This is a genomic window from Hymenobacter sp. 15J16-1T3B (genome assembly GCF_020711235.1).
Classification (GTDB): Bacteria; Bacteroidota; Bacteroidia; order Cytophagales; family Hymenobacteraceae; genus Solirubrum.
The window spans coordinates 1-24617 of the sequence record NZ_JAJFAV010000001.1; the positions used below are offsets into that span (position 1 = coordinate 1).

Sequence of the window (24617 nt, forward strand, 5' to 3'; positions counted from 1 at the left end):
AGTTGGTAGTCGTCGAGCAGGCGGTAGGGAGCGGCGCTGCCCGCCGGGCGCCACTCCACCACTTCTTTCACCACGTTGTAGCGCACTTGGTAGTGCGCCTGGAGGTATTCTTCCACCGCCCGTAGCTTCTGATCGGCCTCGCCCTGGCGAGGAGCCGAAATATCCGTCTGCTTGGTCTTCATAGCCCGGCTTGCACGGCCAATTGCGACAGGGTCTCCGAACGGCAAATTCGCGCGGGAATGCGCGGGGGCAGGCCGCAGGAAGCGGAACCACCAATGTGCACCACAACCTCGGTCAGGGAAGGGTCCTGCTCCAGCAGGCGGAGCAGCTCCTGCTCGATTTCGTGCCACATCTCGGGCCACAACAACAGCGCTTCGGCCGCTGTGGCCGGGATTTGCCCCCGCAACGAATGCGCGAGGCAATGAATTTCCTTCAACTCCCGGCTCAGCTCCACTTGGCGCGTGCGGGCGAGCTCCGAGGCTGACGACTTCGGCCGTCCGGCTGTCCAGCCGGCCAACTTGATGTGCAGCAGCAAGGTTTTGTCTTCGATAACGGCGATGGTGGTTAGCACGGCTGGTGCCCCTCTTTCGGCTTGGAAGCGTCCAGGTACGCGACCAACTCGCTGCGGCGGTAGAGCACGCGCTTGTCGGAGGAGTGGTACGCCGTGATGCGGCCCTCGCGGCGCAGCTTGTTGAGCGTGGGCTTGGAGAGGTGCACAAACGCCAGCGCCTGCCGGGTCGTTAGGTATTCAGCCTCTGCGGCCGGGGCTTGGCGTAGTGCCTGCAGCACTTGAGCAAAGCGGGCGTCCAACAGGGCGCCAAGTTCTTCCTGGAGTTGATCCAGGGTCAAGGTGATAAGTTTCATGGGTAAGGAAAAAGAATGTTCCAGCAGCTCTGCAGATTGCTGGTGCAACATTCAGGATTCCTTACCGCCGCCCTCGGCGATTATTTGGGGCAATTTTCAATTAGTTTACTCCCGTTGCCCCAATACGCCTACAACTTCTTCATTTCAAACGCATCAGATCTTCCTCAACCAATTGGGCCAGTTTCGGTTGGCCCGAGTCCAGGAAGAAGCGCTTGGCCTGGAGCATGTACTTTTCGTTCAGCACCTTGTTGTTCTGCTGACTTGGCTGTTCGGTTAGGTAGCGCACCAACGGGGCGATGCTGTTGGGCGTACGGGCCAGCAGCCCAGCCAGGAAATGCACCAGTTCGTTGCTGGGTTTTAGGCTGACCTTGAGCAGTTCACCCCGGTGCATGTAATACACCACCGCGAGCTGCGAGGCAGTGCTCAACGATTGGGCTTTGCTTTTCTTTTTGCGGCCGGCCGCAGGGTCCTGCATATGCCCTCGCTGCTTTTGAATCCAGTCGACCAGCACGCGGCCATCCCTTCCCCGCCAGAACTCCTCCTGGTCGACTTTGCCCCCTATGCCTAGTAGAACAAGGCCATTGTTTACAACCTGTTTTTGGAGGTAGTCCAAGAAAGACTCTTGGGTCTTCACTGTGGTGTAACGGCCAAAGTGGTCCTCCAACAGCGCCAATCGATCATCTACCGAATACGCAGGGCTAAAAAACCGGCTCAAAAACTCCCGGTCATAGACCGCAGCCTCCGTGACCGGGGTCTGCATTCCATCATCATCCACCTGGACCCGGAGGGCTATGGTTGTGTTGTCTTTGGGAAGAACATTCTGAGGCAGGACGATGTAGTCGCCTTCAGGTAGCGGGTCGCCTTCCCGAATCACTAACTTGCTCCCGCTGTATTCGTAAATACGGCAGGAGCGGTCAACGTGCAGAAATGTATGAATGCGATGATTGGGCATTGGGTGGGAAGCAATGAAGTACTCGCCTGCAAGGACAGCAAAATGGGGTCTGCGGGGCTTTACACCTATTTACGCAGTTGGGCTTACCATACCTACCCAAAGGTACCACCACACCCTTCGCAACCACTACCCTGTTAGGCCTGCCACGGTCCCACTCGCGGCCCCAGTAAGCAAAAAACCCTGTTTGCGAATCGCAAACAGGGTTTTCAGTGATTCCGCTGGGATTCGAACCCAGGACCCATACATTAAAAGTGTATTGCTCTACCAGCTGAGCTACAGAATCAGGCTCCTAACAGGAAAGCTCGGCTTTCATTGAAAGGGACGGCAAAAGTAATAACCGAGACGACATATTCAAACCTCTGGTTACTTAGTGTGAGTATTTCGCGCAATTATTCACGCTACCTGCTTCGTTTCCAACGAAATAAAATCACGCAAAAAAATCACGTGTATGAGAAGCCGGGGCCGGGGCGGCGCGGAGCAGCTCCATCCGGGCTTCATGTGCGAAGAGCCGGACGTGGTCCGGCGCAGGCGCGGCCAACTTGCCACTGCGAGGCGCGTAGAAATGCCGAGCAGGTAGCCCGGCCCCGGCCGGATGCCCCGCCTGCGCGTTCGTTCACCTTACTAACCTTCTGTACACCATGGGTAAAGGAGACAAAAAGTCGCGCCGCGGCAAGCTTCGCAAAGGCACCTTCGGCAAGCGCCGGCCGCACAAGCAGGTCAAGAAAGCCGCCGCGGCCAAGCCCGCTGCTTCGGCCTCGTAATCGGCCCGCCCTAGACCAGCGCGCCGCGGCTCCTTCGGGAAGCCGCGGCGCGTTTGTTTTGCGGCCTGGATGATAGCCGGCCGAACCGGCCAATGGAAGGCCGGGCGGCTCAGGCTACCTCCGGCTGAATGCGCACGGATGCCCCGACGGCGCGGCCCTGGGCTAGTTGCTGGCGGTAGCGGCGCATCCAATACAGCATCAGCGGCACGCCCACCACGGTGGGCCAGAGGAAGCGCACGGCCACGGGCAGAAAGGTGAAGGACGTGGCCGAAAAGGCCGATACGGCGGCTACGTACGAGAGGATGAACCCGCGCATGTGGTCGAAAAACCAGTGGTTGGGGGCCAGCTCGGCGGGGCGGTAAAGCTTTTGCAGCTCAGCCACGGCCAAGCGCAGCCCGCCCAGCCCAAACACGCCCGACACGATGTTGCGGGTGACGACGGCGTAGACGAGCGTGCCCACAAACAAGAGCATTGCCGCCCCTGAGCCCAGCCAGTCGTAGACGGCCGGGCGCTGCCCGCGGCCCAGGCGCTTCTGGTACAGGGCGCGGTAGCCCAGCCAGGAGAGGTAGAGCGAGAAAACACCCGTCAGCAGCAGGAAGGTGAGGCCCTTGAACGTGGCCGCCACGATGGCCGTGAGGCCAGCCGTGAGCATAGCCCAGAAAAACACGCGGCCCCAGAAGCGGTGGGCCGGGCCGCCCTTGCGCGTGGCCAGGGCCACCGGGGCCACGAAGAAGCCAATCATGCCGCAGCCGATGTGCAGCCAGCGGTTCAGGTCGAGAAACGTTTCGGTGGTCATGGCGGTGGGGGCTGAATGAGTGGCCGAAAGGTGCACCGCCGCCGCGGCTCCGCCAACGCGGCGTTGCCCAACCGTCGAATCACCGTGCTGAAATGCCGCCAGGCGCGCCCGAACCGCCGCCCGTGCTACAGCTTCACCCCCACTTTCCACTCCAGCACGTCGGCCGCGCCGCGGTGCACCTTCAGGTCGATGGCGCCGAAGAAGTGTTCGGTGAAGTGGTATTTCAGGCCGACGCGCTCGTAATAGAACTTGTTGGACTTGTAGGGATTGTAGAGGTAGAAGCCCAGGTGGGTATCGAAGGCGAGGCGGCCGAACAACAATTCGTGGCCGATGAACACGCCGGCCTTCTTCACGTCGGGCAATTTGTCGCCGGCGCGGGCCGTGTCGCGCTGCTCGGCCCGCAGGCTGCGGTCGTAGAAGCCCTCCAAGCCCACCAGCAGGTTGCTTTTGCGGTTCACGCGCCGGCCCGCGGCCACCGTCACCGAGTTGACCCAGTAGTTGGTGTGGTCTGACTCGTTGCGCTGCTTCAGGCCCGCGCTGGTGCTCAGGTTCCAGAACGTGCGCCCAATGTCGGCGGGCTGGTCAGCCGCCGCGTCGATGGGCAGCGGGGTGAAGTGGCGCTGCTGGTGGTAGTTCAGCCCGAGCAGCACAGTGGGAATGTTGATGCCCAGGTTGGGCTTGGCGGTGGCGCCGTTGGAGTAATGATTCAGGGCCACGCCCAGCAGCAGGCCCAGCTTGGGCGTCAAGGCCACGTCGTATTCCAGCCGGGCCTGAATGGTGGCGTTCAGGTGGGAGCTGACGAACGTGTTCTTGTGGTTGGTCTGCTGGTCGAAGGGAAAGGGGAAATAGCCCACGCCTGTGCCCAGGCGGAAGCTCAAGTCCTGGCGCTGGGTCCGCCAGAAGGTCTTGCTCAAATAAATCGACGCCGCGAAGGAATGGCGCAGCACCGGGTTGTGGTAGTCGTAGTACACCAACGCGAGGCCGGCTTTGGGGTAGCGGTACCAGGCGTGCCAGGGCGCGCGGCCAGTAAGCTGCCGCTGCAGGTTCAGCTCCAGCCCGGTGGGGTGGGCCGTGACGAGGTGCTTAACCCGCGGCGAGTGCGCAATGATGAAGCCGCCTTGCCCGTACAGCCCGAGCACCAGCGGCTCGCGGGCCGGGGCCGGCGCAACGTCCTGCGCCCGCAGGCCGCGGGGAGCCGCCAGCCCGAGCGCCAACAAGAGAAACCAACGGGTACTGAGCAACATAGAAGGGAAGGGGCAAACAGACGGCAAAAGTACGCAGCCGCGCTGCTCGGGCCGCATTCAGGACTGCTCGACCTTCGTTTTTCACACGTTGTCATGATTTATTAATAGCTCCAGCGCAACACCGGCCCCCGTCCTGGCCGTATCAGGCTTCAGAAACGCGCGGCACCACCCCTTTGCCAGCCCAGTGTAGCCCCCGACGCCGCGCCCCTCTCCCACCTCTTTTATTCCGAACTCACTCATGAAAAAGGTAGCACTGTTTACCCTGGCCGCCCTGGCCTCCGCCACCCTCGCCCACGCCCAAGACCCCGGTGGATTCCGTCTCGGCCTGAAGGTCGGCGGCACGTACTCCAACATTTCCGGCGACAACGTCAGCCAGATTACCGGCCCGGGCTACAGCTCGGATCTAGGCAAGTACAAGCTGGGCTACAACGCCGGCCTGGCCTTCCAGCTGCCCCTCAGCGACGACGGCTTCTTCGCCATTGCGCCGGAGGTGCTGTACAACCGCAAGGGCTACGAAATTCAGTCGCAAACCACCAGCGTCGGGCTGCCCAGCGGCGTCACCAAGATCGAGCAGGAGCAGCAGCGCGTGCTCCACTACATCGACGTGCCGGTGCTGGCGCGCATCAACGCCGGCGGGCTGTTTTTTGAGCTGGGCCCGCAGGTGAGCTACCTGTTCGGCTCGCGCACCAAAACCCAGTACACCGAGAAGCGCGCCGACGGCACCAAGGTCAAGGACGAGTCGCGCAGCAGCTTCATGGACTACACCGGCGTCACGCGCGACGAGGCGTACAAGTCGGACCTGGCGCAGTTTGACATCGGCGCCGTGGCCGGCCTGGGCTACCAGGCGGAGGGCGGGCTGAGCATCGGCCTGCGCTACGCCCGCGGCTTCAACTCGCTGATCGACACCAAAGACACCGACAACGAGCCGAAAGCCTTCAACAACGCCTTCACGCTGCAGCTGGGCTACCTGCTGCCGCTGGGCAACCGCTAAACGCCACCCGCACGCCTATTGCCAGGGCCGCTCCCGTATCGGGGGCGGCCCTCTTTTTTTGGCGCAGGGCCTCAGCGGCGTAGGCCCGCGGGGCGCCGCCGACCCGAAAATATCCAACCGACTTGGCACGTTTATAGCCTGGAGCTGCGCAACCACAGTTTGCTTTCACTTACTAAAACCGCCTTTTCACCATGAAAAAAGCTGTTTTTGCCTTTTCTGCCCTGGTCCTTGCGGCCCTGGCTGCTGCCCCGGCCGCCCAGGCCCAGGTGCGCCTCGGTTTCCGCGCCGGGGGCAACTACGCCAACCTCGCCGGCAACCTCAAAAACGAAAATACCTACAACAACAAGCTCGGCTTCCTGGGCGGCGTCATCCTCAACGCCGACGTGAGCGGCGACGGGTTCTTCTCCGTGCAGCCCGAGCTGCTGTACTCGCAGAAGGGCTTCGAAAACAAGCCCACGGAGTACTCGCGCCCGCTGCTGCTCGGCGGCACGCGCACCGAGAAGCGCGAAGGCAAGGTCAACTACAACTACCTCGACGTGCCGGTGCTGGCGCGCATCAACGCCGACGGCTTCGTGTTCGAGGCCGGGCCGCAGTACTCCTACCTGCTCAACGCCCGCGACGAAACCCGCACCACCGTTACCGTTAACGGCGAGTCGCGCACGAGCGAGGCCAGCAACCAGAAAGACGTGAGCGGCCTGCGCCGCAGCGAGCTGGGCTACGTGGCCGGCGTGGGCTACCAAGCCGACAACGGGCTGGGTCTTGGGCTGCGCTACACGGGCGCCTTCAGCGACTTTGTGAAGCCCGAAAACGGCGACTCGTACTTCAACGGCGACCTGAAAAACGCCCGGCACTCGGCCGTGCAGTTGTCGTTGAGCTACCTGATTCCGAGCCGCTAACCCACGGTTGAGCTTCGCCCCCAAAGCCCGGTTGCTGCGTGCCGCAACCGGGCTTTGCATTTTTCCCAGGCCAACATCTGTCCGGATTCCTCGTTTTAGGAGCGTCGCGGGCATATAGCGCCGGCGTATTGTTCACTTTTTCGCTTTTCCACGGCTATGAAAAACGCTTTTCTCGCCGCCGCGCTCCTCACGGGCGCTGCCCTGGCCACGGCCCCAGCGGCTCATGCCCAAGGTGTCCGCATTGGCATCAAAGCCGGGGCCAATTACTCCAACATTGCCGGCGACGTTACCGACGAGGACCGGTTTGAAAACAAGTTCGGCTTCCACGGCGGGCTGCTGCTCAATGCCGACCTAACCGGCGACGGGTTCTTCTCCATTCAGCCCGAGCTGCTGTACTCGCAGAAGGGCTACAAGAACGGGGACTTCCAGCGGACACTCGGCCCGCTGCAATACCAGTTCAAAGGCACCGTCAATTACAACTACCTCGACCTACCGATTCTGGCTAAAATAAATGCCGACGGTTTGTTTTTCGAGTTGGGTCCGCAATTTGGGTATCTGCTCAAAATCAAGGACCACACCGAGTTTACGTCTAATGTCCCGGGGGCCACTTACAGTTCGACCAGCATCCAGGATCTGGACAACGTCAACCGCTTCGAGCTGGGCTACGCCGCGGGCCTGGGCTACCAAGCCGAAAGCGGCCCGATGATTGGGCTGCGCTACAACGGCGCATTCACCGACTTCGCCAAAGATGCCTACCAGAGTGGCAGCTACAAAAATGCCCGCAACTCGGCCTTTCAACTCTACCTCGGGTACCTGTTTGGGGGCAAGTAATGCTCCTTCCCAAACCCGCTTCGCGTAAGCAGCGGGTATTTCCTTCATTCCAACTCATGAAAAAGACTGCATTGGCGCTGGCGCTGCTGCTCGGCGCCGCGGCGCACGGGGCGCAGGCTCAGAGCATCAAGCTGGGCTTGAAACTCGGCCCGACTCTCTCCAACTACTACGGGGAAGACAAAGGCGACTCTAAATACCTGTTGGGCATCAACGGCGGCGTGACGGCCAACTTTGCCTTCAGCGACATGCTTTCGGTGCAGCCCGAAGTGCTGTACTCCACGAAAGGCCACGGGTACAACGTCAGCGGCGGCGGCCACGACCGGATCAGCTACATCGACGTGCCGCTGCTGCTGCGCATCGACGCGGACGGCCCCTTCTTCGAGCTGGGCCCGCAAATAGGGTTTCTTACCAAAGCCGAATCGAAGCCCGACAATGCCCCGGCATTTGCCCTGAACTACCAGAAAGTAGACGTGGGCGCGGTGTTGGGCCTGGGCTACCAGGCCGACAACGGCCTGAGCCTGGGGCTGCGCTACAACCCCGGCTTCGTCAAGCTGCTGCCCGAATCGAGCACCGGCAACCGCATTTACAATTCGGCGTTCCAGCTGCAATTGGGCTACCGCTTCAGCGACCTGTAAGGCGGGCTCACGCCTGCCCCGGCACCGGCCGCGCCGCTCCCCTGGAGCAGCGCGGCCGGTTTGCGTTCCGGGCCGGCCTACGCACTCGGTTGGCCGTCTGCCGGCGCTCTATCTTTGCGCGGCTGCCTACTAGCAGCTCGTATGCATCGTTAATCAATGAACAAACGTTTTCTACTGCTGCTGCTGACCGTCGGGGCAGCGGCCACGGCCCAGGCCCAACTGCGCGTGGGCGCCAAAGTCGGGGGCAGCCTCACCCGCGCCTACGGCGACAACGTAGCGGGCATCAAAAACCGGCTGGGCGTGCACGCCGGCGTGATGCTGCACGTGGCGCTGGATGCCGATGACTTTTTCGCTATTCAGCCGGAAATTCTGTACTCGCAGAAAGGCTACAAAGCCGAATCCGGCGCGCTCAAGGGCCGCTCCCGCCTGCACTACGTCGATGTGCCCATCCTGGGCCGCATCAACGCCGACGGCTTTATTTTCGAAGCGGGGCCGCAGCTGGGCTACCTGGCCGGCGTCAAAAACGAGCAGGACTCGCCGCTCTACGGCAAGGAGTCGAGCACCGACCTGAAGGGCTACAACCGCTTTGCCTTCGGCTACGTGGCGGGCGTGGGCTACCAGCTCAGCAACGGCGTGCACGTGGGCCTGCGCTACAACGGCCACGTCAACAGCCTGCTCGAAACGCTCCCGAACGGGCAGACGCCGCAGGCGCACAATGCGGCCTTCCAGGTGTTTGTCGGCTGCCTGTTCAAGGACTAACCCGCGGCCCGAAACGACTGACGCCCGGCTTCCTTGCGGAGGCCGGGCGTCGTGGTATCTGGCGGCAGGCGGGCTTAGGCCGGCTGCTGCATCAGGTGTGCGTAGTGCTGGTAGAACAGCGGAATGGTTTCGATGCCCTTCATGAAGTTGAACACGCCGTAGTGCTCGTTGGGCGAGTGAATGGCGTCCGAATCGAGGCCGAAGCCGAGCAGCACCGAGTCTACGCCCAGCTCGGTTTTGAACATGGCCACAATCGGAATGGAGCCACCGCCTCGCGTCGGGATGGGCTTTTTGCCGAAGGTGTCTTCCAGGGCCTGGGCCGCGGCTTTGTAGGCCACCGAGTCGGTGGGCGTCACCACCGGCTCGCCGCCGTGGTGGGGCTTCACCACCACCGTCACGCCCTCGGGGGCAATGCTGGTGAAGTGCTGCTGGAACAGCTGGCTGATTTCCTCGGAGGTCTGGTGGGGCACCAGGCGCATGGAAATCTTGGCGTAGGCCTTGGAGGCAATAACCGTTTTGGCGCCCTCGCCGGTGTAGCCGCCCCAGATGCCGTTCACGTCGAGCGTGGGGCGGATGCTGGTGCGCTCAATGGTGGTGTAGCCCTTCTCGCCGTAAGTGGCGGGCAGGCCGATGCTCTGCTTGTACTCCTCCTCGTTGTAGGGCGCCTTGTTCAGCTCGGTACGCTCCTCCTCGCTGAGCACGTCCACGTTGTCGTAGAAGCCGGGGATGGTGATGTGGCCGTTTTCGTCGTGCAGCGAGGCAATCATCTTGCACAGCGCGTTGATGGGGTTGTGCACGGCGCCGCCGTAGAGGCCGGAGTGCAGGTCGCGGTTGGGGCCGGTCACCTCCACTTCGTGGTAGCTCAGCCCGCGCAGGCCCACCTCGATGCTGGGCGTGTCGTTGGCAATGATGCCGGTGTCGGAAAGCAGCACCACGTCGGCTTTGAGTTTTTCCTTGTTGGCGTTGACGAAGATGCCGAGGTTGTTGGAGCCGACTTCCTCTTCGCCCTCAATCATCACCTTCACGTTGCAGGGCAGGCCGCCGTTCTGGTTCAGCACCTCGAAAGCCTTCACGTGCATGTACACCTGGCCTTTGTCGTCGCAGGCGCCGCGGGCGTAGATCTTGCCATCCTTGATGACCGGGTCGAAGGGGCCCGAGGTCCACAGCTCGTAGGGGTCGGCGGGCTGCACGTCGTAGTGGCCGTACACCAGCACGGTGGGCAGTTTGGGGTCGATGAGCTTTTCACCGTAGACGATGGGGTTGCCGGCCGTCTGGCACAATTCCACGTTGTCGAGGCCGACCTCTTCGAGGCGCATCTTCAGGTACTCGGCCGCTTTGAGCACGTCGCCGTGAAACTTGGGGTCGGCCGAGACGGACGGGATGCGCAGCCACTCCAGCAGCTCGCTCAGGAAACGGTCCTGGTTCTGGGTCAGGAAAGAAGTCATCGGGTTGGGAAATAAGGTCGGGGTTGACGGGGTGTAAAGGTAGCGGATGGGGCCGGATGCGCCGCCAGCGGGCGGGGCATTACGCCCACCGATACACCATCCATACAAGCAGGCAACTGCCCAGCAGCAGCGCCGCTTGGGCCAGCCGTCCTCGCAAACTCAGCACCGCCGCGAGTAGCCCGAGCGGCAGCAGGAAGCGCAGGCCCAGCCAGCCTCTGTCCGGCGTGGCCGCGATGCTCCAGGTGGCGGGCTCAAACAACAGCAGCCAGTACAGCCATCCGGCATTGAACAAGGTCCCCAAGGCCGCGGTGGCCAGCAGCAGGTTGATCCGGGCAGCCAGTGTTTTCGCTGGCACGAGCACCAGGCTGAATAGGCCGCCAAACAGCATCAGCAACAGCGGCACGCCAACGATAAGCGCAATGGTCTGCGGGATTATCATGTCGCCGAGCGCGTAAGCCGGCGGGCTGATGGCCAGCAGCAGGCACCCCGCTAGGGCCCGCCAGGCAATGGACACAACTCGCATCTAAGTATTTAGCATCGTCTTGCCCCACGTCATCCTGGGCCGCAGCTTAGGCGTCCAGGTCCACATATTCGTGCGCGATGCGCCAGGCGTAATTCAGTGTTATGCCCTTGCGCTGGGCCACGGCTAGCGGGTGCCGGGTGGGCTCCAGCTCAATGCGGGGCCGTAGCTTGCCCCCCTGAAAATGCGCCATTGATTTCAGGTTCAACGTCGGGGCAAACAGGCCAATGTGGGTGCTGAACCAGCCGAAGAAAGGCCCGATGTCGGCCGAATCCGGATAAGCAAGGTACTGCTCGAAGTGTTCCTTCTTTTGGCTAACCCAAACACCAAAATCCAGGGTTTCAGCTTGGCCGCGAATCGGAATAGCCAGCACGCTCCGAATGAAATAGTGCTCATCGTCGATGACGCAAGTGTCGGCGCTCAGCCGGACCCGCTGCTCCCGTTCCTCCTCCGGAATGTCGAAGTAGAGGTCCGGTTTGTCGGCAACAATGGCGGGCAACCCGTCGTGAACCTGCCCGCAGCAGACGCAGTGGTAGCTCATGGGGTATATTATTGATGGTGGCAGCTTGCCTTAGGCCGGCTCCGCGCCCTCTTCCCAGTAGATGGTGAACGTGGTACCTTCCCCCACCGCGCTGTCGACCTCTAGGCGGCCGCCGCGGCTGTTGACGATGCGCTGCACCAGGTACAGCCCCACGCCCGAGCCGCCGATGTGCGGGTGCTGGCGGGTGAACGGCTGGAACACGGCGGCGGGCTCGTCGGGCAGTACCATGCCCAGGCCGTTGTCCTGCACCTGCAGCCCGGGCTTGCCGGCAGCCGTTCGGAAGCTGCGCACCTGCACCCGGGGCGCCCGGTCGGGGTCGGCAAACTTGAGGGCGTTGCTGATCAAGTTATGGAGTACCGAACGGAGGTTGGCGCGGCCGTAGGTCAGCAGCGGCGCCTGCTCGGTGTCCAGCTCGATGTCGGCGCCGCTTTGCTGCACCTGCACGCGCAAGCCCAGCAGCACTTCCTCGGCCACGTGGCGCACGTCCAGCTCCTCGACCGGCGCGGAGAGGCCGCGCTGGTCGCGCACGGTGGCGGCCAGTTCCTGCAGGGTCAAGTCGAGCTGGATCAGGGCCTCGTCCACCATCGTGAGCATCTGGGCTTTTTCCGGGTCGTGGAAGGTGGCAGTGCGGCGCAGCTCGTCGAAGAGGCCGCGCAGGTTGAGCACGGGCTGCTTCAGGTCGTGGGAGGCGGTGTACACGAAGGTGTCCAGGTCGCGGTTGGCCTGGGCCAGCTCGTCGTACTGGGTCTGGAGCACCTGGCGCAGGCGGTGCTGGTCGTCCACGTCGGTGCAGGCGCCGAACCAGCGCAGCACCTGCCCGTCGGTGAGCTGCCGGGCGCGGATGATGTGCCAGCGGTAGCGGCCGTCGTGGCGGCGCATGCGAAACACGCCCTCGTACTCTTCGCCGGTGGCCACGCTGCGCACCCACTGGCGGGCGGCGCCGGCCTGCTCGTCGGGGTGGAGCAGGTTGATCCAGCCGGTGGGGCCCAGCTCGTCGGTGGTCAGGCCGGAATAGTCGCCGGTAAACTGGTTGTAGTACTCCACGAACCCCTCGGCCGAGGCCGTCCAGATCAGTTCGGGGATGCTGTCGGCGAGGAAGCGCAGCTCAGCCTCGCCGCGGCGCAGGGCCTCGGCCAATTCGCGCTGGTCGTGGATTTCGGTAAGGGCGCCGTGCCAGTGCGTGGGCGCTTCCTCGGGCAGGTGCAGCTCGGGCAGGGCGCGACTGAGCATCCAGCGGTACTGGCCGTCGTGGCGGCGCAGGCGGTACTCGTAGCTCCAGCCGGTGCCGGTGTTGCGGGCCGCCTCCGACTGGTAGAGCACGCGCAGCCGGTCGTCGGGGTGGATGAGCAGCGGCCAGATGGCGTTCAGGTCGGAGGTGCGCGGCTGCCCGGTGAAGAAGTACCACTGCGGGCTCACGTACTCGTAGCGGCCCGCCGCGTCGATGCTGAAGGTGATTTGCGGGGCGGTTTCGGACAGCACCCGCAGGCGCGCGTCGAGGCGGCGCGTTTCGATGGCCAACTCGTGGGTGCGCTGCCGGGCCTGCTCCTGCGCCGTCACGTCGACCACGAAGAGCAGCAGCCCGCTCACCGCCCCGTCGGCGGCGCAGATGGGCTCCAGGGTGACGTCGTAGTACGCGCCCTCGTCGCGGGCGGCGGGGTCGTCGCAGAGCGGGCAGGCCTTGGCCACGTGGCCCTGCCCGGTGCGGTACACCTGCTGCATCACGCCCAGCAAATCGGCCGGCCAGGGCCCGGGCACCTCGGCCACGGCGCGGTCCAGCAATTCCCTGGCGTTAAGCAGCCGGCGGAAGGCCTCGTTTACGAAGCTGTAGCGCAGTTCGGGTCCCTCCAGGGTGGCGACGCCGGCCGGCAAACGCCGCAGAATGTCCTGAAGGTGTTGTTCCTGCATAAATACGAAACGAAGCCGTCCCCGACGGGCCCGGCGAATCGGCGTCCAAGTTAATCAGCTTTCGGCGCAAAGCGGTGGTATGGTAAAATCAGAAATATACCTAAACCAGAATGTTACCCTGGTATTGTACGCCCTGACGCCACCGCTTTGCACGCCGGGAAATTCCACGGCCGATGGACAATTACCGTTTGCTGTTGCAAGTGATTTGGGCAGCCGCGGCTACTGCGGCGTCCCGGCCTGCGGAGAAGGCGCAGCGGCCTCGGGGCCGAAGACGGCCAGGCGCACCAGCTCCACCAGGGTGGCATCGGCAATGCTGAGCGTATCGGGGGGTGGCGGCACGCTGCGGGGCAGCAAGAAGCCCTGCAGGGTTTCGAAGCCGGCTGGCTCGATGGGGTGAAACGCCATGTGCCAGTCGGCGAAGCTGCGGTGGGCAATGGGCCGGTCGATGAGCTTCTGCACGTGGGAGTGGCGGCCGTCCTGGGCAATTCTGCTGAACAGCGTTTCAGCCACGTCGTCTTCGCCCTCAAACAGCTGGGCGATGTTGCCGTGGCTGTAGAAGAGGATGCCGGTAATGCCGTTGCGGGCGTTGTCGCGGCGGCACTGGACAAGCAATTCTTGCAGGTCCTGGTCGGAAAGCGGCCGCACGGCCCGGCTGAGGTAAACGATGTGCTTCATTAGGTGTGGAAGGAGAAGAGCAGCTCGACTGTTAGGTACGGCAAAGTACGGGGCCGACGTTGCCTGATCCGGCCCCGGGCTTACTTCGCCCAGGGCAGCGGCACCCGGCTTTCGGTGCCGGCGCGCAGGCGGCCGATGTTGGCGCGGTGGGTGTAGATCAGTAGAGCGGCTAAGACGAAGCCCACCCCGATCAGAAAGGGCTGCGGCGGGGCAAACCAGGGCGTGAGCTGCAGCAGGGCGAAGGCCACGCCGGCCGTCATGGAGCTCAGCGACACGTAGCGGGTGGTGAGCAGCACGGCCAGAAACACCAGCAGGCACACGCCCACCGTGGCCGGGGCCACGCCCAGCATCATGCCCAGAATGGTGGCCACGCCCTTGCCCCCGCGAAACTGCGCGAAGACCGGGTAGATGTGCCCGATAACCGCCAGCACGCCGCAGGCCAAGCGGTAGTACACCTCGTGCTCGGCCGGAATGGCGCCCGCGTTTACCAGCCACATGGGCAGAAAATAAGCCGCCACGAACCCCTTGAGCGCATCGACCAGCAGCACGAAAGAGCCGGGCTTTTTGCCGAGCACCCGGAAGGTGTTGGTGGCGCCCGCGTTGCCGGAGCCGTGTTCCCGCACGTCGATGTCGAAGAAGCGGCGGCCCACCCAGAGGGCCGTGGGAATGGAGCCGAGCAGGTAGGCCAGCACGAGGGCCAGGGCAATGTACGCGTAGGTCATAAGCGGGAAGGTGGGGCCGTCAAAGATAACGGACCCCGGCAACGCTACGGCGCACGCCCCGGAGCCGGCTGCGCTTGGCCCAAAAAAAGCAGCCACGACCGGGTGGTCGTGGCTGCTGGCGGGCATGAATCGAAGCGTGCTAGTCGCCGAAGGGGTCGTTTTCGTCCTTCTTCTTGGCCTTCTTCTCCTTTTCCTTCTTCGGTTCCTTGGCGGATTCGGCGGGCTTTTCTTCCGCCGGGGCCGCTTCGTCTTTCTTCTTGTCCTTCTTGCCCGAGTCGGCGGCCGGTTCGGCCGGGGCGTCGGCTACGGGTTCGTCTTTTTTCTTCTTGTCTTTCTTGGACTCCTTCACCGGTTCGGCGGCGGGTTCGGCCGGCGCGTCGGCGGGGGCTTCGTCCTTTTTCTTTTTGTCCTTCTTGCTCGGCTCCGGCTCGGCCGTCGGGGTCTGGTCCGTGGCGAAGGGGTCGTTGGCGTCGGCCGCGGCGTCCTTCTTCTTTTTCTTCTCCTTCTTGGCCGGTTCGGCATCCGGGGTGGCGCCGGCGGCCGGGTCGGTGGCCCCGAACTGGTCGTCGGCGGCGTCGGCTTTCTTCTTCTTGTCCTTCTTCGAGCCCGACTCCATGTTGTCGAAGTTGCCGGTCGGGCGGTTGCTCAGCACCTGCTTCTGCGGCTTGGTTTCGCCCAGGTAGTCCTTGCGGAAGTGGTTCACGAAGAGCACCTTCTCCTGCTCGTCGCCGAGGAAGAAGCCGTAGTCGGTGGCCGTGTTGTAGTCGCCCTTGGCGGCGCGGCCCAGGATTTCGTCGAACTCGCCGTGCTGGGCTTTGGCCAGCAGCTTGTTTTCGGCAAACTTGAAGTAGTACCAAGTCTCGGGGTCGGCCTCCAGGTACAGCTCCACGGCGTCGCCGGTGCTTTCCTTCTTGATTTCGACGTAGCCGTCAATCATGGCGTTGATGTCCTTCTTGCCCACGCTCACCAGCCCCAGCTTGCCCACCGAGTACCAGGCGTTGTGCTTGTTGGACCACTTCAGGTTCACTTGGCTGAGCAGGATGTCGTGCAGGAACTTCGACGAGAACTTCTGCAAGGACACCTCGCCCCCGCCCTTGCGGTTGGCGTAGTCGCTCACCACTTTCGAGCCCGCAAACTCGCCCATCTTGTACAGCTCGTTCTGCGAGGAAGTCAGCGCTTCGGGCAGGCCCTTGGCGTACTTGGCCAAATCCAGGCCCATGGCTTCGAAAGCCTTGTCGGGGAAGTTCAAATCGAAGGCCATCATGGCGTCCACCTGGTAGCGGGTCGAGTCCACGTTGGCCCGGCCCACGCCCGACGACACCAGCGTGTAGTCCTTGTTGGTGCCGATGAAATTGACCTTGCCGCGGAAGTTGAGCACGCCCGTCGAGTCGTTCACCGTCAGCACCGAGCCCTCGTACACCTCCGCGTCGAGCGGGTCGTGGCGGCTGATGGCGTAGATGCGCTTCTTCGGGTCGTAGGTCAGGGTGCCGTCGACCTCAAACAGGTTGCCGTCGGTGACGCTGCCCTTGGTGGCCACAAACAGCGGGTACGGCCGGCCGGTGGCCTCGTTCTGGTACAGGCCCGTCACCATCGGCGTGCCGTCCTCGGCTTTCATCTCCTTCATCCGGATCTTGACGAACTGCGGGTCGATGCTGTCCTGCACCGGGAACCAGTCGGCCGAGGTCGGGGTCTTGGTGAATTCCAGGCGCGCCTGCCCGTCGAAGGCGAAGCCCTTGCTCTGCGAGTTCATCGTCACGCCGCCGCGGTACTGAATGCGCGGGGCAATGCGGAATTTGTCGGTGGCCTTGATGTCGGCCACGGCCAGCGTGGGCGGCGAGGGCGGCGTGTCGTCGTCGCCGTCCTTTTTCTTCTTGATCAGGGGCGCCTTCTTCTTGCCTTCGCCCTTGATCAGCCCCACCGAGGCAGAATCGACGGTGAAGTTGGCAAACTTGATGGCGAAGGAGTCGGTCGGGGTCTTGTAGTTGTAGAGCGCGTTGCCGGTGAAGGCGGCGCGGCTCAGCACCTTGATTTCGCCCTTGTAGAGGTGGTGGAACTTGCCCAGGGTGTCCATGGTGATGCCCGCGTTCTGGAAGGCGCGCATTTCGGCGTTGGGCAGCACGTACACCCGGTTCGAGTCGGGCTCGATCCAGGCGTCGGCCGAGGCCACGTAGGGCACGCCGTCGGCCACGAGGCGGAACTTGTTCAGGTCGTACTTACCGGCCCCGGCGCGGAACTTGAGGCCCTTCTGCTCGGGCTTCATGGAGTAGAAGTAGGCGCGGGTCGAGTCCTGCCCGGCGGCCACGCGCAGCTGCACGGTCTTCTTCTTGAAGTCCCAGCGGCCGCCGCTCAGCGAGGTGCGGTACTGCGAGTAGGGCAGCTCGATGCTCGACTTGGTCACGCCCTCGGCGCGGGCAAAGTCGGCGTAGTTGTTCTTGATGTCGTAGGTAAAGGCCACGTCGGGCGCGGTCAGGGCCGGCTTCTTCGGGTCGGCCGACTTCACGCTAACCGTGCCGTTGGCGCCCTTGTACTGCGTGGGCAGGAAGGTGAACGACTTGGAGCGGATGACCGACTGCGCGTTTTCCATGCGGCCCAGGCCGCCCAGGCCCTTGGGCGTGAGCACGGCCGTGCCCTTGTAGGCGTAGGAACCGTCGTAAAACTTCATGGCCTCGCCGCCGGCCGCGGTGCTCAGGTACATCGAGTCCTGCTTCACGGCCCACTTCATCTGGTAGCCCGGCAGCAAGGCCACTTTCGGGTACTCGGCCCCGTTCAGGGTGCCTTCCTTGATGGTGGCCGTCTTGCCCACCGTCACCACCGAGTCCTTGTAGAAGATAAACTGGTCGCTGTTCAGGGTGGCCGAGAGGTAGGTCATCTGCCCGTCGCCCTGAATGCCGCGGTTGCTCATTCTCACCTGGTTGAACAGGCGGCCTTTGCCGCCGTACACCGGGAAGCCGTCCTTGGGCACGTTGTAGATGAAGCCCAACGAGCCGTCCTCCTGCATGGTCAGCTTGGTCTTGATGTTGGGCAAGATGCCGCCCGACACGAACGTTCCCTTAAAGCCCACCGCCGAGCGGTTGGCGTTGTTGAGCGAGTCGAGCTTGAAGGGCGGAATGTCGAAGTAGATGGTCGTGTCGTAGGCGCCGCCGAGCACTTCGGGCTTGTTGAAGAACACGTAAGCGCCGGTCGTCGCGTCGAACGAGGGGTAGGCGCCCAGCTTCTTGCGGCCCGACTTGTTGTTCGGGGCGTTGATGTAGAGGCGGCCGGTGGCCTTGTTGCCCTTGTTGGTGAGGGCGAAGTCATTCTCCTTGCGCGCCTTCAGGGCCGAGCCTTTCGAGCCTTTGCCCTTCACGATGATGGAGTCAATCTTGAACATATCGATGTAAAAGCCATCGTAGTCAAACTTGAACTCCTTGCCCTTGAAGATAAAGGCCGAGGCCACCACCGTGCCGTTGAAATCGATGTTGCGGTTTTTCTGGATGCGCACAATGCTCGAGTCCGGCTTCACGAACACCGTCACCGAGTCGTCGGAGAAGTTGAAACGGTCCACGCCGCGCACCAGCAGGGTGTTGCTGTTCAGGTTCAGCGAGGCGTTTTTGCCGTTGGCCGCCAAGGACTTGATGGCAATGTGGTCGTAGTCCTTCTTGCCGCGGGCCGAGTTGACGTAGTGCAGGGCCTTGGGCAGCAGGGTGATTTCGCCCGTTACCGGGTTGATGCTCACGTACCCGTCGCGGGCCAGGCCCGAAATGGCCGAGCGGGCGTTGGCTTCCTTGATCTGCAAGGCGTCGACCAGGTCCTGCACCATGAATTTCTTCACGTTGTTGTGCGACTGGCTGTAGCCCACCACCATTTGCAAGGGGTGCAGGCGGTTGATGGAGTGAATCTGCTGGAAGCGGGTATTGGTGAAGAACTCCTTGGATTCAAAGCCGGCCGTCACCTGGTTTTTGGCCGTCAAGGTCTGGAAGTCGATGTTGGGCGTCTTCAGGTTCCACGTCAGCTGCTCGGCCGACAATTCCATCTGGTGATAGGAGTCGGAGTAGGGCGTGGTTTTGTAGAGGCCTTCCTCGCGGGCCAGCAGCAGCACCTGCCGCGGCTTGGAGTACTTCAGCCGGGCGCCGGGGTGCGTCACCGAGTCGGACTTGCCCTCGAAGATGGTGATGGAGGCGCGGCTGGCCGAAATGAGCGTGTCGCCGAGCTGGTAGCTGCGCGAGGCGGCCCGGAAGCGCGGCTTGCCCTCGTAGCTCACGGTGATGCGCGAGAGGGAGCCGTCGAGCGTGGCCGAGTACATCTTGCTGCCGTTCAGCGAGAAGCCGCCCTGGTAGGTGATGTTGTCGCCGATGTTCTTGACCTGCGCGTCGTTGGTGAGCGAGACGAAGCGCGGGTAGCCGGTGTCGCCGCCGCCCTTGCGCTGCACGGCTTTGTAGGCCAGAGCGCCCTTCACCGGCGCCGTCAGCACGGCCGGGTAGGTCAGCGTCACGGGCTCGGCCTTGAACTCGGGCCGGTTCAGGTCGAAGTCGTAGGTGCCCAGCTCGGCCGTGAGCGGGTTGTTGTTGATCTGCCAGCCGAACGTGCCGCCCTTGCCCACAAACTTGCCGGTGATGGTGGCCAGCGTGCCGCTGGTTTTCTGAATCACCACCGAGTCGTAGCTGGTAGCAATGACCAGGTCGGCGTCCTTCAGCTCGATGACCGGGCCGCGGGTGCTCGGCGCCATGTAGGTGTCCACGTAGGCGGGCGTGGCGTCGGCGGCCGGCGTCGGCTCGTCCTTCCACACCTCGACCGGCTTGGCGGGCTCCGCGGCTTTGGTGGCCGCGGGCTTGGCGGCGGGTTTGGCGGCCGCGGTGGTTTTCTTGGGCGTAGAGGCTTTTTTCTTGGCCGGCGCGCCCCAGCCGTCGTCGGAGCTGGAGCCCCAGCCGCCGGTGTCCCAGCTGCCAGAGTCCCAGTCATCCCAGCCGCTGCTCTTCTTTTTGGCGGGGGCGGGCTTGGGTTTGGGCGCGGCCGGCTTGGCGGCAGGCTTCGCAGCGGCTACCGGCTTGGGCGCGGCGGACTTGGCCGGCTCGGGCTTGGGTTCCGGTTTGGGCGCGTCGCCCCAGCCGGAGGCCCCACCCGCAGCGGCACCGGCGGGCATGGGCGAGTCCAGTTCGTTGTAGGCGAAGCTGATGGCCGAGCTGTTGCCGACGCGCACGCGGTTGTAGCGCGAGCTGTAGAGCTGCCGGGTTTTCAGAAACTGCGTGCTGCTGCTGATGAACTGCTGCAGCTCCTTCAGGTCCTGCGGGGCCAGGGCTTTTTCCGTCACGCTCAGCAGCTGGTCGGTCTGCGCGTCGGTGAGCGGCTGCTGGCCCTGCTTGGCGGCAATGAGCAGGCCCCAGAAGGCTTCCAGGTGCGGGCGCGGCTTGAGGCGGCGCTCCTGCATCTTGCGGGCCAGCTCGATGACCTTGGCCTGCTGCGAGGCAGTGAGCTTGTTCGACGCCCACAGCTGGCGCAGCTGCTCGACCTGGGCAATGGCGCCCGGGTTTTTGGTGGCCGTCATCACGGCCACGACCTCGCCGATAAACGTGGTCGGGTCGGTGCTAAAAGGGCCGCTGCCCGGACGAGGGGTGGCGGGGGCGGCGGCCGATACGGGTGGAGTAGAGCCAGGGGCCGTCGGCGGCTTGGTTGTTTGGGCACGGCCGGTTACGGCTGCCCCCAACACCATCAACGCACTAAGCCCCCACGCTGCGAATTGCTTCATACAAATGCCTTCAGACGGAGTTATCCGCCTACAATTTCCGAAAAAGTTGGCGGACTTCCCGCCCGCATGATTGTCAACACTTTACCGACTTGGTTGCATTCCATCCAGCCCCGGCATAATGCCGCTGGGCGGGCCGCCACCTGGGCTTGCACCCCGGCGGCGGAATGCGCCGATTGGTCGATAAAACGGCCCGGGTAGCAGAAATCCGCCGCCCGGGCGCAACCGCCGCGGCTACTTTTGACTCGGTACAGCAGAAGGGCAGAGTTTGGGGGCGCCACCCACCTGCCCGCTTTGGCGGCCGCTGCTGACACTTCCGCTTTTTTCCTCCTGCTTTCGATGAAACGATACCTCCCGCACTGGCTGCTGGTGCTGGCCGTGCTGTGCCTGGCCGGGTGCAGCAAAGACGACTCCGACCCCGCCGAAGACATCCTGGGCGTGTGGACCGGCCGCTCCCAATTCGAGGGCCTGGCCCGCAACGCGGCCATCAGTTTTACCATCGGCGACAAGGCCTACGTGGGCCTGGGCACCGACGGCACCAACAAGTTTGTGGACTTCTGGGAATACACCCCGGCCACCAATACTTGGATACAAAAAGCCGATTTCCCGGGCGTAGGCCGCTATTTGGCCGTGGGGTTCAGCGCGGGCGGCAAGGGCTACGTGGGCACCGGCTATGACGGGGCCAACAAGCTCAAGGACTTCTACGAGTACGACCCGGCCGCCAACCGCTGGACGCGCAAGGCCGACTTCGGCGGCTCGGCCCGCTACGGGGCCGTGGGGCTGGGCATTGCCGGCAAGGGCTACATCGGCACCGGCTTCGACGGCAACGCCAAGAAGGATTTCTGGCAGTACGACCCGGCCTCCGACCAGTGGACGCAGAAGCCCTCCTTCGGCGGCAACAAGCGCCAGGGCGCGGTGGCCTTCACCCTGAACGACAAGGGCTACCTACTGCTCGGCGCCGACAACGGTTCGTACCAGACCGACGTGTGGTCGTACGACCCCGTGAGCGAGCTGTGGACCTCGCACAACGAGCTGATCAACAACACCGACGCCGATTACGACTACAGCGCCCTGCCGCGGGCCAATGCCACCGCTTTCGTGGTGGGCACGCACGGCTTCGTGGCCCTGGGCACCAACGGCAGCACCCTGACCTCGTGCTACGAGTACGACCCCACGGCTGATACCTGGACGCAGAAAACCGCGTTTGGCGGCACGGCGCGCACCTACCCCGTCGGCTTCGGGCTCGGCGACAAGGGCTACGTGGGCCTGGGCCTGAGCAGCGCCCTGCGCCTGGATGACTTCTGGCAGCTCGCGCCCAATGAGTCGCCCGACTAAGCCGCTGCGACGCGCCGCCCGGGCTGGGCTCGGGGCGGCGCTGCTGGTGCTGGCGGGCTGGCTAGCGGGCTGCGAGGCTCCCGGCACCGACTTCGAAAACGTGCTGCCGGCCGCCACCACCACCCTCGGGGCCAACTACACCGACACCATCACGGTGCGCACGTCCACGGTGCTGACCGATTCGGTGGCCTCGTCCACATCGGGCTACCTGCTGCTGGGCCGCTACCACGACGCGCGCCTGGGCACTATCACGGCCCGCAGCTACCTGCAGCCCGGCCTGAACGACGCCGGCACGCCCGAGGCGGAGGCCGTGTTCGACTCGGTGGTGCTGGTGCTGGCCACCGACGCCTACCGCTACGGCGACACGACGCGCACCCAGCAGCTGCGGGTGCACCGGCTGCAAACCGACCTGCGCGGCACCGCTACCTACTACACCGCCGACGCCCGCCCCTACGACGCCACCCCGCTGGGCGAGGCTACGTTCCGGGCCCGCAAGCAGCTCACCAGCCTGCGGGTGCGGCTCGACGCCGGCTTTGGCCAGCAGTTGTTTGCCGCCGCGCAGCAGGGCACCATCGGCACCGCCGACGAGCTGCTGGCCCAGCTGCCGGGCCTGGTGCTCACGCCCGGCCCCACCGACGACGCAGCCCTACTGCGCTTCACGGTGGCCACGTCGGCGCTGCAGCTGTACTACCACCTGCCCTGGCTACCCGACGCCTACCTGAGCGTGAACTTCCCCGTTTCCACCGGCCCGAAGCACTTCTACCAGCTGGAGGCCGACCGGCGCGGCAGCTTGCTGAGCCCGCTCACCACCTTGCGCCAGACCCTGCCCAGCGCCCGCACGGCCGAGGAAACCTACATCGAGGCCGGGCTAGGGCTGCAAACCAAGGTGGAGCTGCCCTACCTCGCGCAGCTCAAGCAACTGGGCGGCAACCTGGTCGTCAACTCGGCGGTGCTGGAGGCGGAAGTCACGGCGGACAGCGAAAACCCCGCCTTGCCCCCGCCCGCGGCCCTGGTCCCGCGCCTCACCGATGCCGGCAACCACCTCGGCGCCTATTTCCTCGACGGCAGCGGCAACGTGCTTTCGGCCAACTACCAGCGCGGCATTTCGCCCCGCACCGGGCTGGAGCGCGGCACCTACGCCGTGCCGCTCACCGCCTACTGCGCGCAGGTGCTGGCCAGTACTCGCGTCAACCACGGCGTGCTGCTCGGCTCCGGCACCAACGACGCGGCCGAGCGCGTGGTACTCGGCAGCAGGCAGCACGCCGCAGCGCCGATGAAGCTGCGCCTGTACTTCACCCGCGTCAGCCTTTGAGGCCATTCTGCCGGCCATTGGCCACCCCAAAGCACCGGACCGGGCCCTGTAAGCTTGCAGGGCCCGGTCCGGTGGTTGTAGGCTAAGTTGGAGCTAGGCTCAGTTCAGCTGCACCAACACCGTTTGCGTCTGCCCGTTTTCCACGGTGCGCAAGGTGTAGAGGCCGCGGGGCAAATCGGCCACGTTCCAGGTCAGCTCGGCCGTAGCGGGCACTTCCGCCCCCGCGGCCTGGCGCACCACCCGGCCCTGCAGGTTCACTAGCTGCGCACTCACGCCCGCGGCGCTGGGCAAGTGCACCGTCAGCCGGTGTTGGCTGGGATTGGGGTACACGCTGAGCGGGTTATTGCAGCGCGGGGCAATCGGGACGGCAAAGCGCAGCGAGGCCAGGAAGCCGCTGGTACCGGTGGCCGTCGGGTGCTCGTGCCCGAACGTGGCGGCTCCGGCGAAGGAGCCGACCACCAGCACGCGGCGATGCACCGGTGAGGTTCCCAGCGTGGTGGCCAGCCGCTGGCTCGCCAGCACGCCGCTGGCCTGCAACTCCCAGTCGGGCGAGCCGTCGAGTTGCAACCCGATGACGGCGGCGGTGCTGGCCGAACGCTTCAGCAGCGCCACCGGGCCTGCATCGGACCAGGCCACGCCCACGTTGGTTTCGGCCGGCCCGACGGATTTCAACCATTCTACCGCGCCGCTCGGGCTGAAGCGGGCCACAAATCCTTCGCGCGCGGCGGTGGCGGTGAGGGTGGCGGCGCCCAGGGTGTAGGTGCCGCTGAAGCCCCCGGCTACGTAGCTGCGGCCCAGCGCATCCACGGCCAGGGCAGTGGCGCCGCTTTGGTCGCCGCGGGCCCATACCACGGCGCCGGTGGCCCCGTCGAGCCGGGTGAGGAAGGCACCCGAGGGCGGGCCGGGTACCGGGCTGCCGCCGAGGGTCAGCGGGCCGAAGTAAGAGCCAACGACGTACACGCCCTGCAAGGCATCGGTGCTTACGTCGAGCCCGTTGGAGCTGAGCGGGGCTGCCCCGGACACGTTCCAGCGGAAGGCGCCCGCGCCGCTTAACGACAGCACAAACAGCTGCCGCAGGCCCCCGGCGCCGCTGCCGCCGTTGCTGAGCTGGTAGCCGTAGCCGATGCCGGTGACGTAGCTGTTGCCCATCAAGTCGAGGGCCAGGGCATTGGCGGAGGTGGGTAGGTAGGTGCTGCCGCCCTGCACGGCCCAGCGAATCGTACCGCTGGCCGAGAGCTTGAACACCACGAATTTATCCTGGAAGTAGAGGTCGGGAGAGAGGTTGGTGCCGGGCACCGTGCTGGTAAACAGGCCGTTCATGCGCCCCAGCACCACGGCTTCGCCGGTGAGCGGGTGCACGCTGATATCGGTGCCGCTGGCGAAGGTTCCGGCGGTGCCACCCACCAGCGTCGGCTGAATAGGCAGTACGGTGGCCCACTCCGGGTGGCCGACGGCGTCGAACTTGGCCACTAGCAAGTCGCCGCCGGCGCTGCTACTGGTGAGCGTGAACCGCCCGAGACGAATGGTCCCACTGAATTGGCCCGTGACGTAGGCGTGCCCGCCGGCGTCGGCGGCCACGCTGTTAACGGTAAACGGTTGGGCCTCGGCCCACTGCCACTGCGGGCTCTGCGCCCGCGCCGACAGGGCGCAAAGCAGATAACAAACGGGAATGAGTAGAAGGCGGACAAACGGGCGCATGTAATGAAATGTGGGA

The 24617-nt window shown here is 64.3% G+C and carries 22 protein-coding genes and 1 tRNA gene; 8 read left to right on the top strand and 15 right to left on the bottom strand.

Annotated features, from left to right (window positions below):
• From LJ737_RS00005 to LJ737_RS00025, 5 genes are all read right to left on the bottom strand, one after another.
• On the bottom strand, positions 1-182 hold a 182-nt coding region (locus LJ737_RS00005; RefSeq protein ID WP_227761604.1), incomplete at its 3' end, for a hypothetical protein.
• The gene (locus tag LJ737_RS00010) at positions 179-571 is read right to left on the bottom strand and encodes a hypothetical protein (protein WP_227761605.1); all 393 of its coding nucleotides are present in this window, start codon (positions 569-571) and stop codon (positions 179-181) included. The genes LJ737_RS00005 and LJ737_RS00010, both read right to left, overlap by 4 nt.
• Positions 565-864, bottom strand: a complete 300-nt coding sequence (locus LJ737_RS00015; RefSeq protein WP_227761606.1) for a helix-turn-helix domain-containing protein — start codon at positions 862-864, stop codon at positions 565-567. The genes LJ737_RS00010 and LJ737_RS00015 overlap by 7 nt, the downstream gene beginning before the upstream one ends.
• 139 nt (positions 865-1003) lie before the next feature.
• Positions 1004-1816 carry a hypothetical protein gene (locus LJ737_RS00020; RefSeq protein WP_227761607.1) on the bottom strand — a complete coding sequence of 271 codons (813 nt, stop codon included), beginning with the start codon at positions 1814-1816 and terminating at the stop codon, positions 1004-1006.
• Between the two features lie 210 nt (positions 1817-2026).
• A tRNA-Lys gene (locus LJ737_RS00025) sits at positions 2027-2099 on the bottom strand.
• A 355-nt stretch (positions 2100-2454) separates the two neighbouring features.
• Here LJ737_RS00025 and LJ737_RS00030 point away from each other — a divergent pair.
• Positions 2455-2577 (top strand): 30S ribosomal protein THX, encoded by a 123-nt coding sequence (locus tag LJ737_RS00030; protein WP_227761608.1) that lies wholly within the window; start codon positions 2455-2457, stop codon positions 2575-2577.
• Positions 2578-2686: 109 nt separating this feature from the next.
• Here the strand turns inward: LJ737_RS00030 and LJ737_RS00035 are convergent, their stop codons facing one another.
• On the bottom strand, positions 2687-3373 hold the full coding sequence (locus tag LJ737_RS00035; RefSeq protein ID WP_227761609.1) for a DUF2306 domain-containing protein: 687 nt from the start codon (positions 3371-3373) through the stop codon (positions 2687-2689).
• Between the two features lie 125 nt (positions 3374-3498).
• Positions 3499-4617: an acyloxyacyl hydrolase gene (locus tag LJ737_RS00040; protein ID WP_227761610.1), complete on the bottom strand. Its 1119-nt coding sequence runs from the start codon at positions 4615-4617 to the stop codon at positions 3499-3501.
• A gap of 238 nt (positions 4618-4855) precedes the next feature.
• On the opposite strand from LJ737_RS00040, the gene LJ737_RS00045 reads away from it, so the two are divergent.
• From LJ737_RS00045 to LJ737_RS00065, 5 genes are all read left to right on the top strand, one after another.
• Positions 4856-5608, top strand: coding sequence for a porin family protein (locus LJ737_RS00045; protein WP_227761611.1), 753 nt, complete (start codon positions 4856-4858; stop codon positions 5606-5608).
• Between the two features lie 191 nt (positions 5609-5799).
• Complete coding sequence (locus LJ737_RS00050; protein WP_227761612.1) at positions 5800-6504, top strand: porin family protein; 705 nt, start codon at positions 5800-5802, stop codon at positions 6502-6504.
• Between the two features lie 156 nt (positions 6505-6660).
• On the top strand, positions 6661-7335 hold the full coding sequence (locus LJ737_RS00055; protein WP_227761613.1) for a porin family protein: 675 nt from the start codon (positions 6661-6663) through the stop codon (positions 7333-7335).
• A gap of 56 nt (positions 7336-7391) precedes the next feature.
• Entirely contained in the window at positions 7392-7970 is a 579-nt protein-coding gene (locus LJ737_RS00060) for a porin family protein (RefSeq protein ID WP_227761614.1), read from the top strand.
• Positions 7971-8126: 156 nt separating this feature from the next.
• Positions 8127-8729 (top strand): porin family protein, encoded by a 603-nt coding sequence (locus LJ737_RS00065; protein ID WP_227761615.1) that lies wholly within the window; start codon positions 8127-8129, stop codon positions 8727-8729.
• A 74-nt stretch (positions 8730-8803) separates the two neighbouring features.
• Here the strand turns inward: LJ737_RS00065 and LJ737_RS00070 are convergent, their stop codons facing one another.
• The 7 genes from LJ737_RS00070 to LJ737_RS00100 form a co-directional block, all read right to left on the bottom strand.
• Positions 8804-10174: a dipeptidase gene (locus LJ737_RS00070; protein ID WP_227761616.1), complete on the bottom strand. Its 1371-nt coding sequence runs from the start codon at positions 10172-10174 to the stop codon at positions 8804-8806.
• Between the two features lie 79 nt (positions 10175-10253).
• Positions 10254-10688 (bottom strand): hypothetical protein, encoded by a 435-nt coding sequence (locus LJ737_RS00075; protein ID WP_227761617.1) that lies wholly within the window; start codon positions 10686-10688, stop codon positions 10254-10256.
• Positions 10689-10743: 55 nt separating this feature from the next.
• A complete protein-coding gene (locus tag LJ737_RS00080) occupies positions 10744-11235 on the bottom strand; it encodes a DUF2199 domain-containing protein (RefSeq protein ID WP_227761618.1) in 492 nt (163 codons plus the stop codon).
• Between the two features lie 30 nt (positions 11236-11265).
• A complete protein-coding gene (locus tag LJ737_RS00085; protein WP_227761619.1) occupies positions 11266-13140 on the bottom strand; it encodes a PAS domain-containing sensor histidine kinase in 1875 nt (624 codons plus the stop codon).
• A gap of 219 nt (positions 13141-13359) precedes the next feature.
• Positions 13360-13815 carry a BLUF domain-containing protein gene (locus LJ737_RS00090; protein ID WP_227761620.1) on the bottom strand — a complete coding sequence of 152 codons (456 nt, stop codon included), beginning with the start codon at positions 13813-13815 and terminating at the stop codon, positions 13360-13362.
• Between the two features lie 80 nt (positions 13816-13895).
• Positions 13896-14537, bottom strand: coding sequence for a glycerol-3-phosphate 1-O-acyltransferase PlsY (gene plsY / locus LJ737_RS00095; protein ID WP_227761621.1), 642 nt, complete (start codon positions 14535-14537; stop codon positions 13896-13898).
• Between the two features lie 139 nt (positions 14538-14676).
• Entirely contained in the window at positions 14677-20259 is a 5583-nt protein-coding gene (locus LJ737_RS00100) for a hypothetical protein (protein ID WP_227761622.1), read from the bottom strand.
• A 336-nt stretch (positions 20260-20595) separates the two neighbouring features.
• Between LJ737_RS00100 and LJ737_RS00105 the strand changes: the two genes are divergently transcribed.
• On the top strand, positions 20596-21591 hold the full coding sequence (locus LJ737_RS00105; RefSeq protein WP_227761623.1) for a Kelch repeat-containing protein: 996 nt from the start codon (positions 20596-20598) through the stop codon (positions 21589-21591).
• Positions 21575-22903: a DUF4270 family protein gene (locus LJ737_RS00110; RefSeq protein WP_227761624.1), complete on the top strand. Its 1329-nt coding sequence runs from the start codon at positions 21575-21577 to the stop codon at positions 22901-22903. Before LJ737_RS00105 ends, LJ737_RS00110 begins: the two co-directional genes overlap by 17 nt.
• 99 nt (positions 22904-23002) lie before the next feature.
• Here the strand turns inward: LJ737_RS00110 and LJ737_RS00115 are convergent, their stop codons facing one another.
• Positions 23003-24601, bottom strand: a complete 1599-nt coding sequence (locus LJ737_RS00115; protein ID WP_227761625.1) for a T9SS type A sorting domain-containing protein — start codon at positions 24599-24601, stop codon at positions 23003-23005.
• Positions 24602-24617: the final 16 nt, after the last annotated feature.

Excerpts from the sequence above, each read along its gene's own strand:
- LJ737_RS00065 (WP_227761615.1), top strand. The coding sequence starts at position 8,127 with ATGAACAAACGTTTTCTACTGCTGCTGCTGACCGTCGGGGCAGCGGCC.
- LJ737_RS00045 (WP_227761611.1), top strand. The coding sequence starts at position 4,856 with ATGAAAAAGGTAGCACTGTTTACCCTGGCCGCCCTGGCCTCCGCCACC.
- LJ737_RS00070 (WP_227761616.1), bottom strand. The coding sequence starts at position 10,174 with ATGACTTCTTTCCTGACCCAGAACCAGGACCGTTTCCTGAGCGAGCTG.
- LJ737_RS00015 (WP_227761606.1), bottom strand. The coding sequence starts at position 864 with ATGAAACTTATCACCTTGACCCTGGATCAACTCCAGGAAGAACTTGGC.
- plsY (WP_227761621.1), bottom strand. The coding sequence starts at position 14,537 with ATGACCTACGCGTACATTGCCCTGGCCCTCGTGCTGGCCTACCTGCTC.
- LJ737_RS00110 (WP_227761624.1), top strand. The coding sequence starts at position 21,575 with ATGAGTCGCCCGACTAAGCCGCTGCGACGCGCCGCCCGGGCTGGGCTC.
- LJ737_RS00050 (WP_227761612.1), top strand. The coding sequence starts at position 5,800 with ATGAAAAAAGCTGTTTTTGCCTTTTCTGCCCTGGTCCTTGCGGCCCTG.
- LJ737_RS00040 (WP_227761610.1), bottom strand. The coding sequence starts at position 4,617 with ATGTTGCTCAGTACCCGTTGGTTTCTCTTGTTGGCGCTCGGGCTGGCG.
- LJ737_RS00080 (WP_227761618.1), bottom strand. The coding sequence starts at position 11,235 with ATGAGCTACCACTGCGTCTGCTGCGGGCAGGTTCACGACGGGTTGCCC.
- LJ737_RS00055 (WP_227761613.1), top strand. The coding sequence starts at position 6,661 with ATGAAAAACGCTTTTCTCGCCGCCGCGCTCCTCACGGGCGCTGCCCTG.
- LJ737_RS00030 (WP_227761608.1), top strand. The coding sequence starts at position 2,455 with ATGGGTAAAGGAGACAAAAAGTCGCGCCGCGGCAAGCTTCGCAAAGGC.
- LJ737_RS00100 (WP_227761622.1), bottom strand. The coding sequence starts at position 20,259 with ATGAAGCAATTCGCAGCGTGGGGGCTTAGTGCGTTGATGGTGTTGGGG.
- LJ737_RS00020 (WP_227761607.1), bottom strand. The coding sequence starts at position 1,816 with ATGCCCAATCATCGCATTCATACATTTCTGCACGTTGACCGCTCCTGC.
- LJ737_RS00060 (WP_227761614.1), top strand. The coding sequence starts at position 7,392 with ATGAAAAAGACTGCATTGGCGCTGGCGCTGCTGCTCGGCGCCGCGGCG.
- LJ737_RS00035 (WP_227761609.1), bottom strand. The coding sequence starts at position 3,373 with ATGACCACCGAAACGTTTCTCGACCTGAACCGCTGGCTGCACATCGGC.
- LJ737_RS00105 (WP_227761623.1), top strand. The coding sequence starts at position 20,596 with ATGAAACGATACCTCCCGCACTGGCTGCTGGTGCTGGCCGTGCTGTGC.
- LJ737_RS00090 (WP_227761620.1), bottom strand. The coding sequence starts at position 13,815 with ATGAAGCACATCGTTTACCTCAGCCGGGCCGTGCGGCCGCTTTCCGAC.
- LJ737_RS00085 (WP_227761619.1), bottom strand. The coding sequence starts at position 13,140 with ATGCAGGAACAACACCTTCAGGACATTCTGCGGCGTTTGCCGGCCGGC.
- LJ737_RS00115 (WP_227761625.1), bottom strand. The coding sequence starts at position 24,601 with ATGCGCCCGTTTGTCCGCCTTCTACTCATTCCCGTTTGTTATCTGCTT.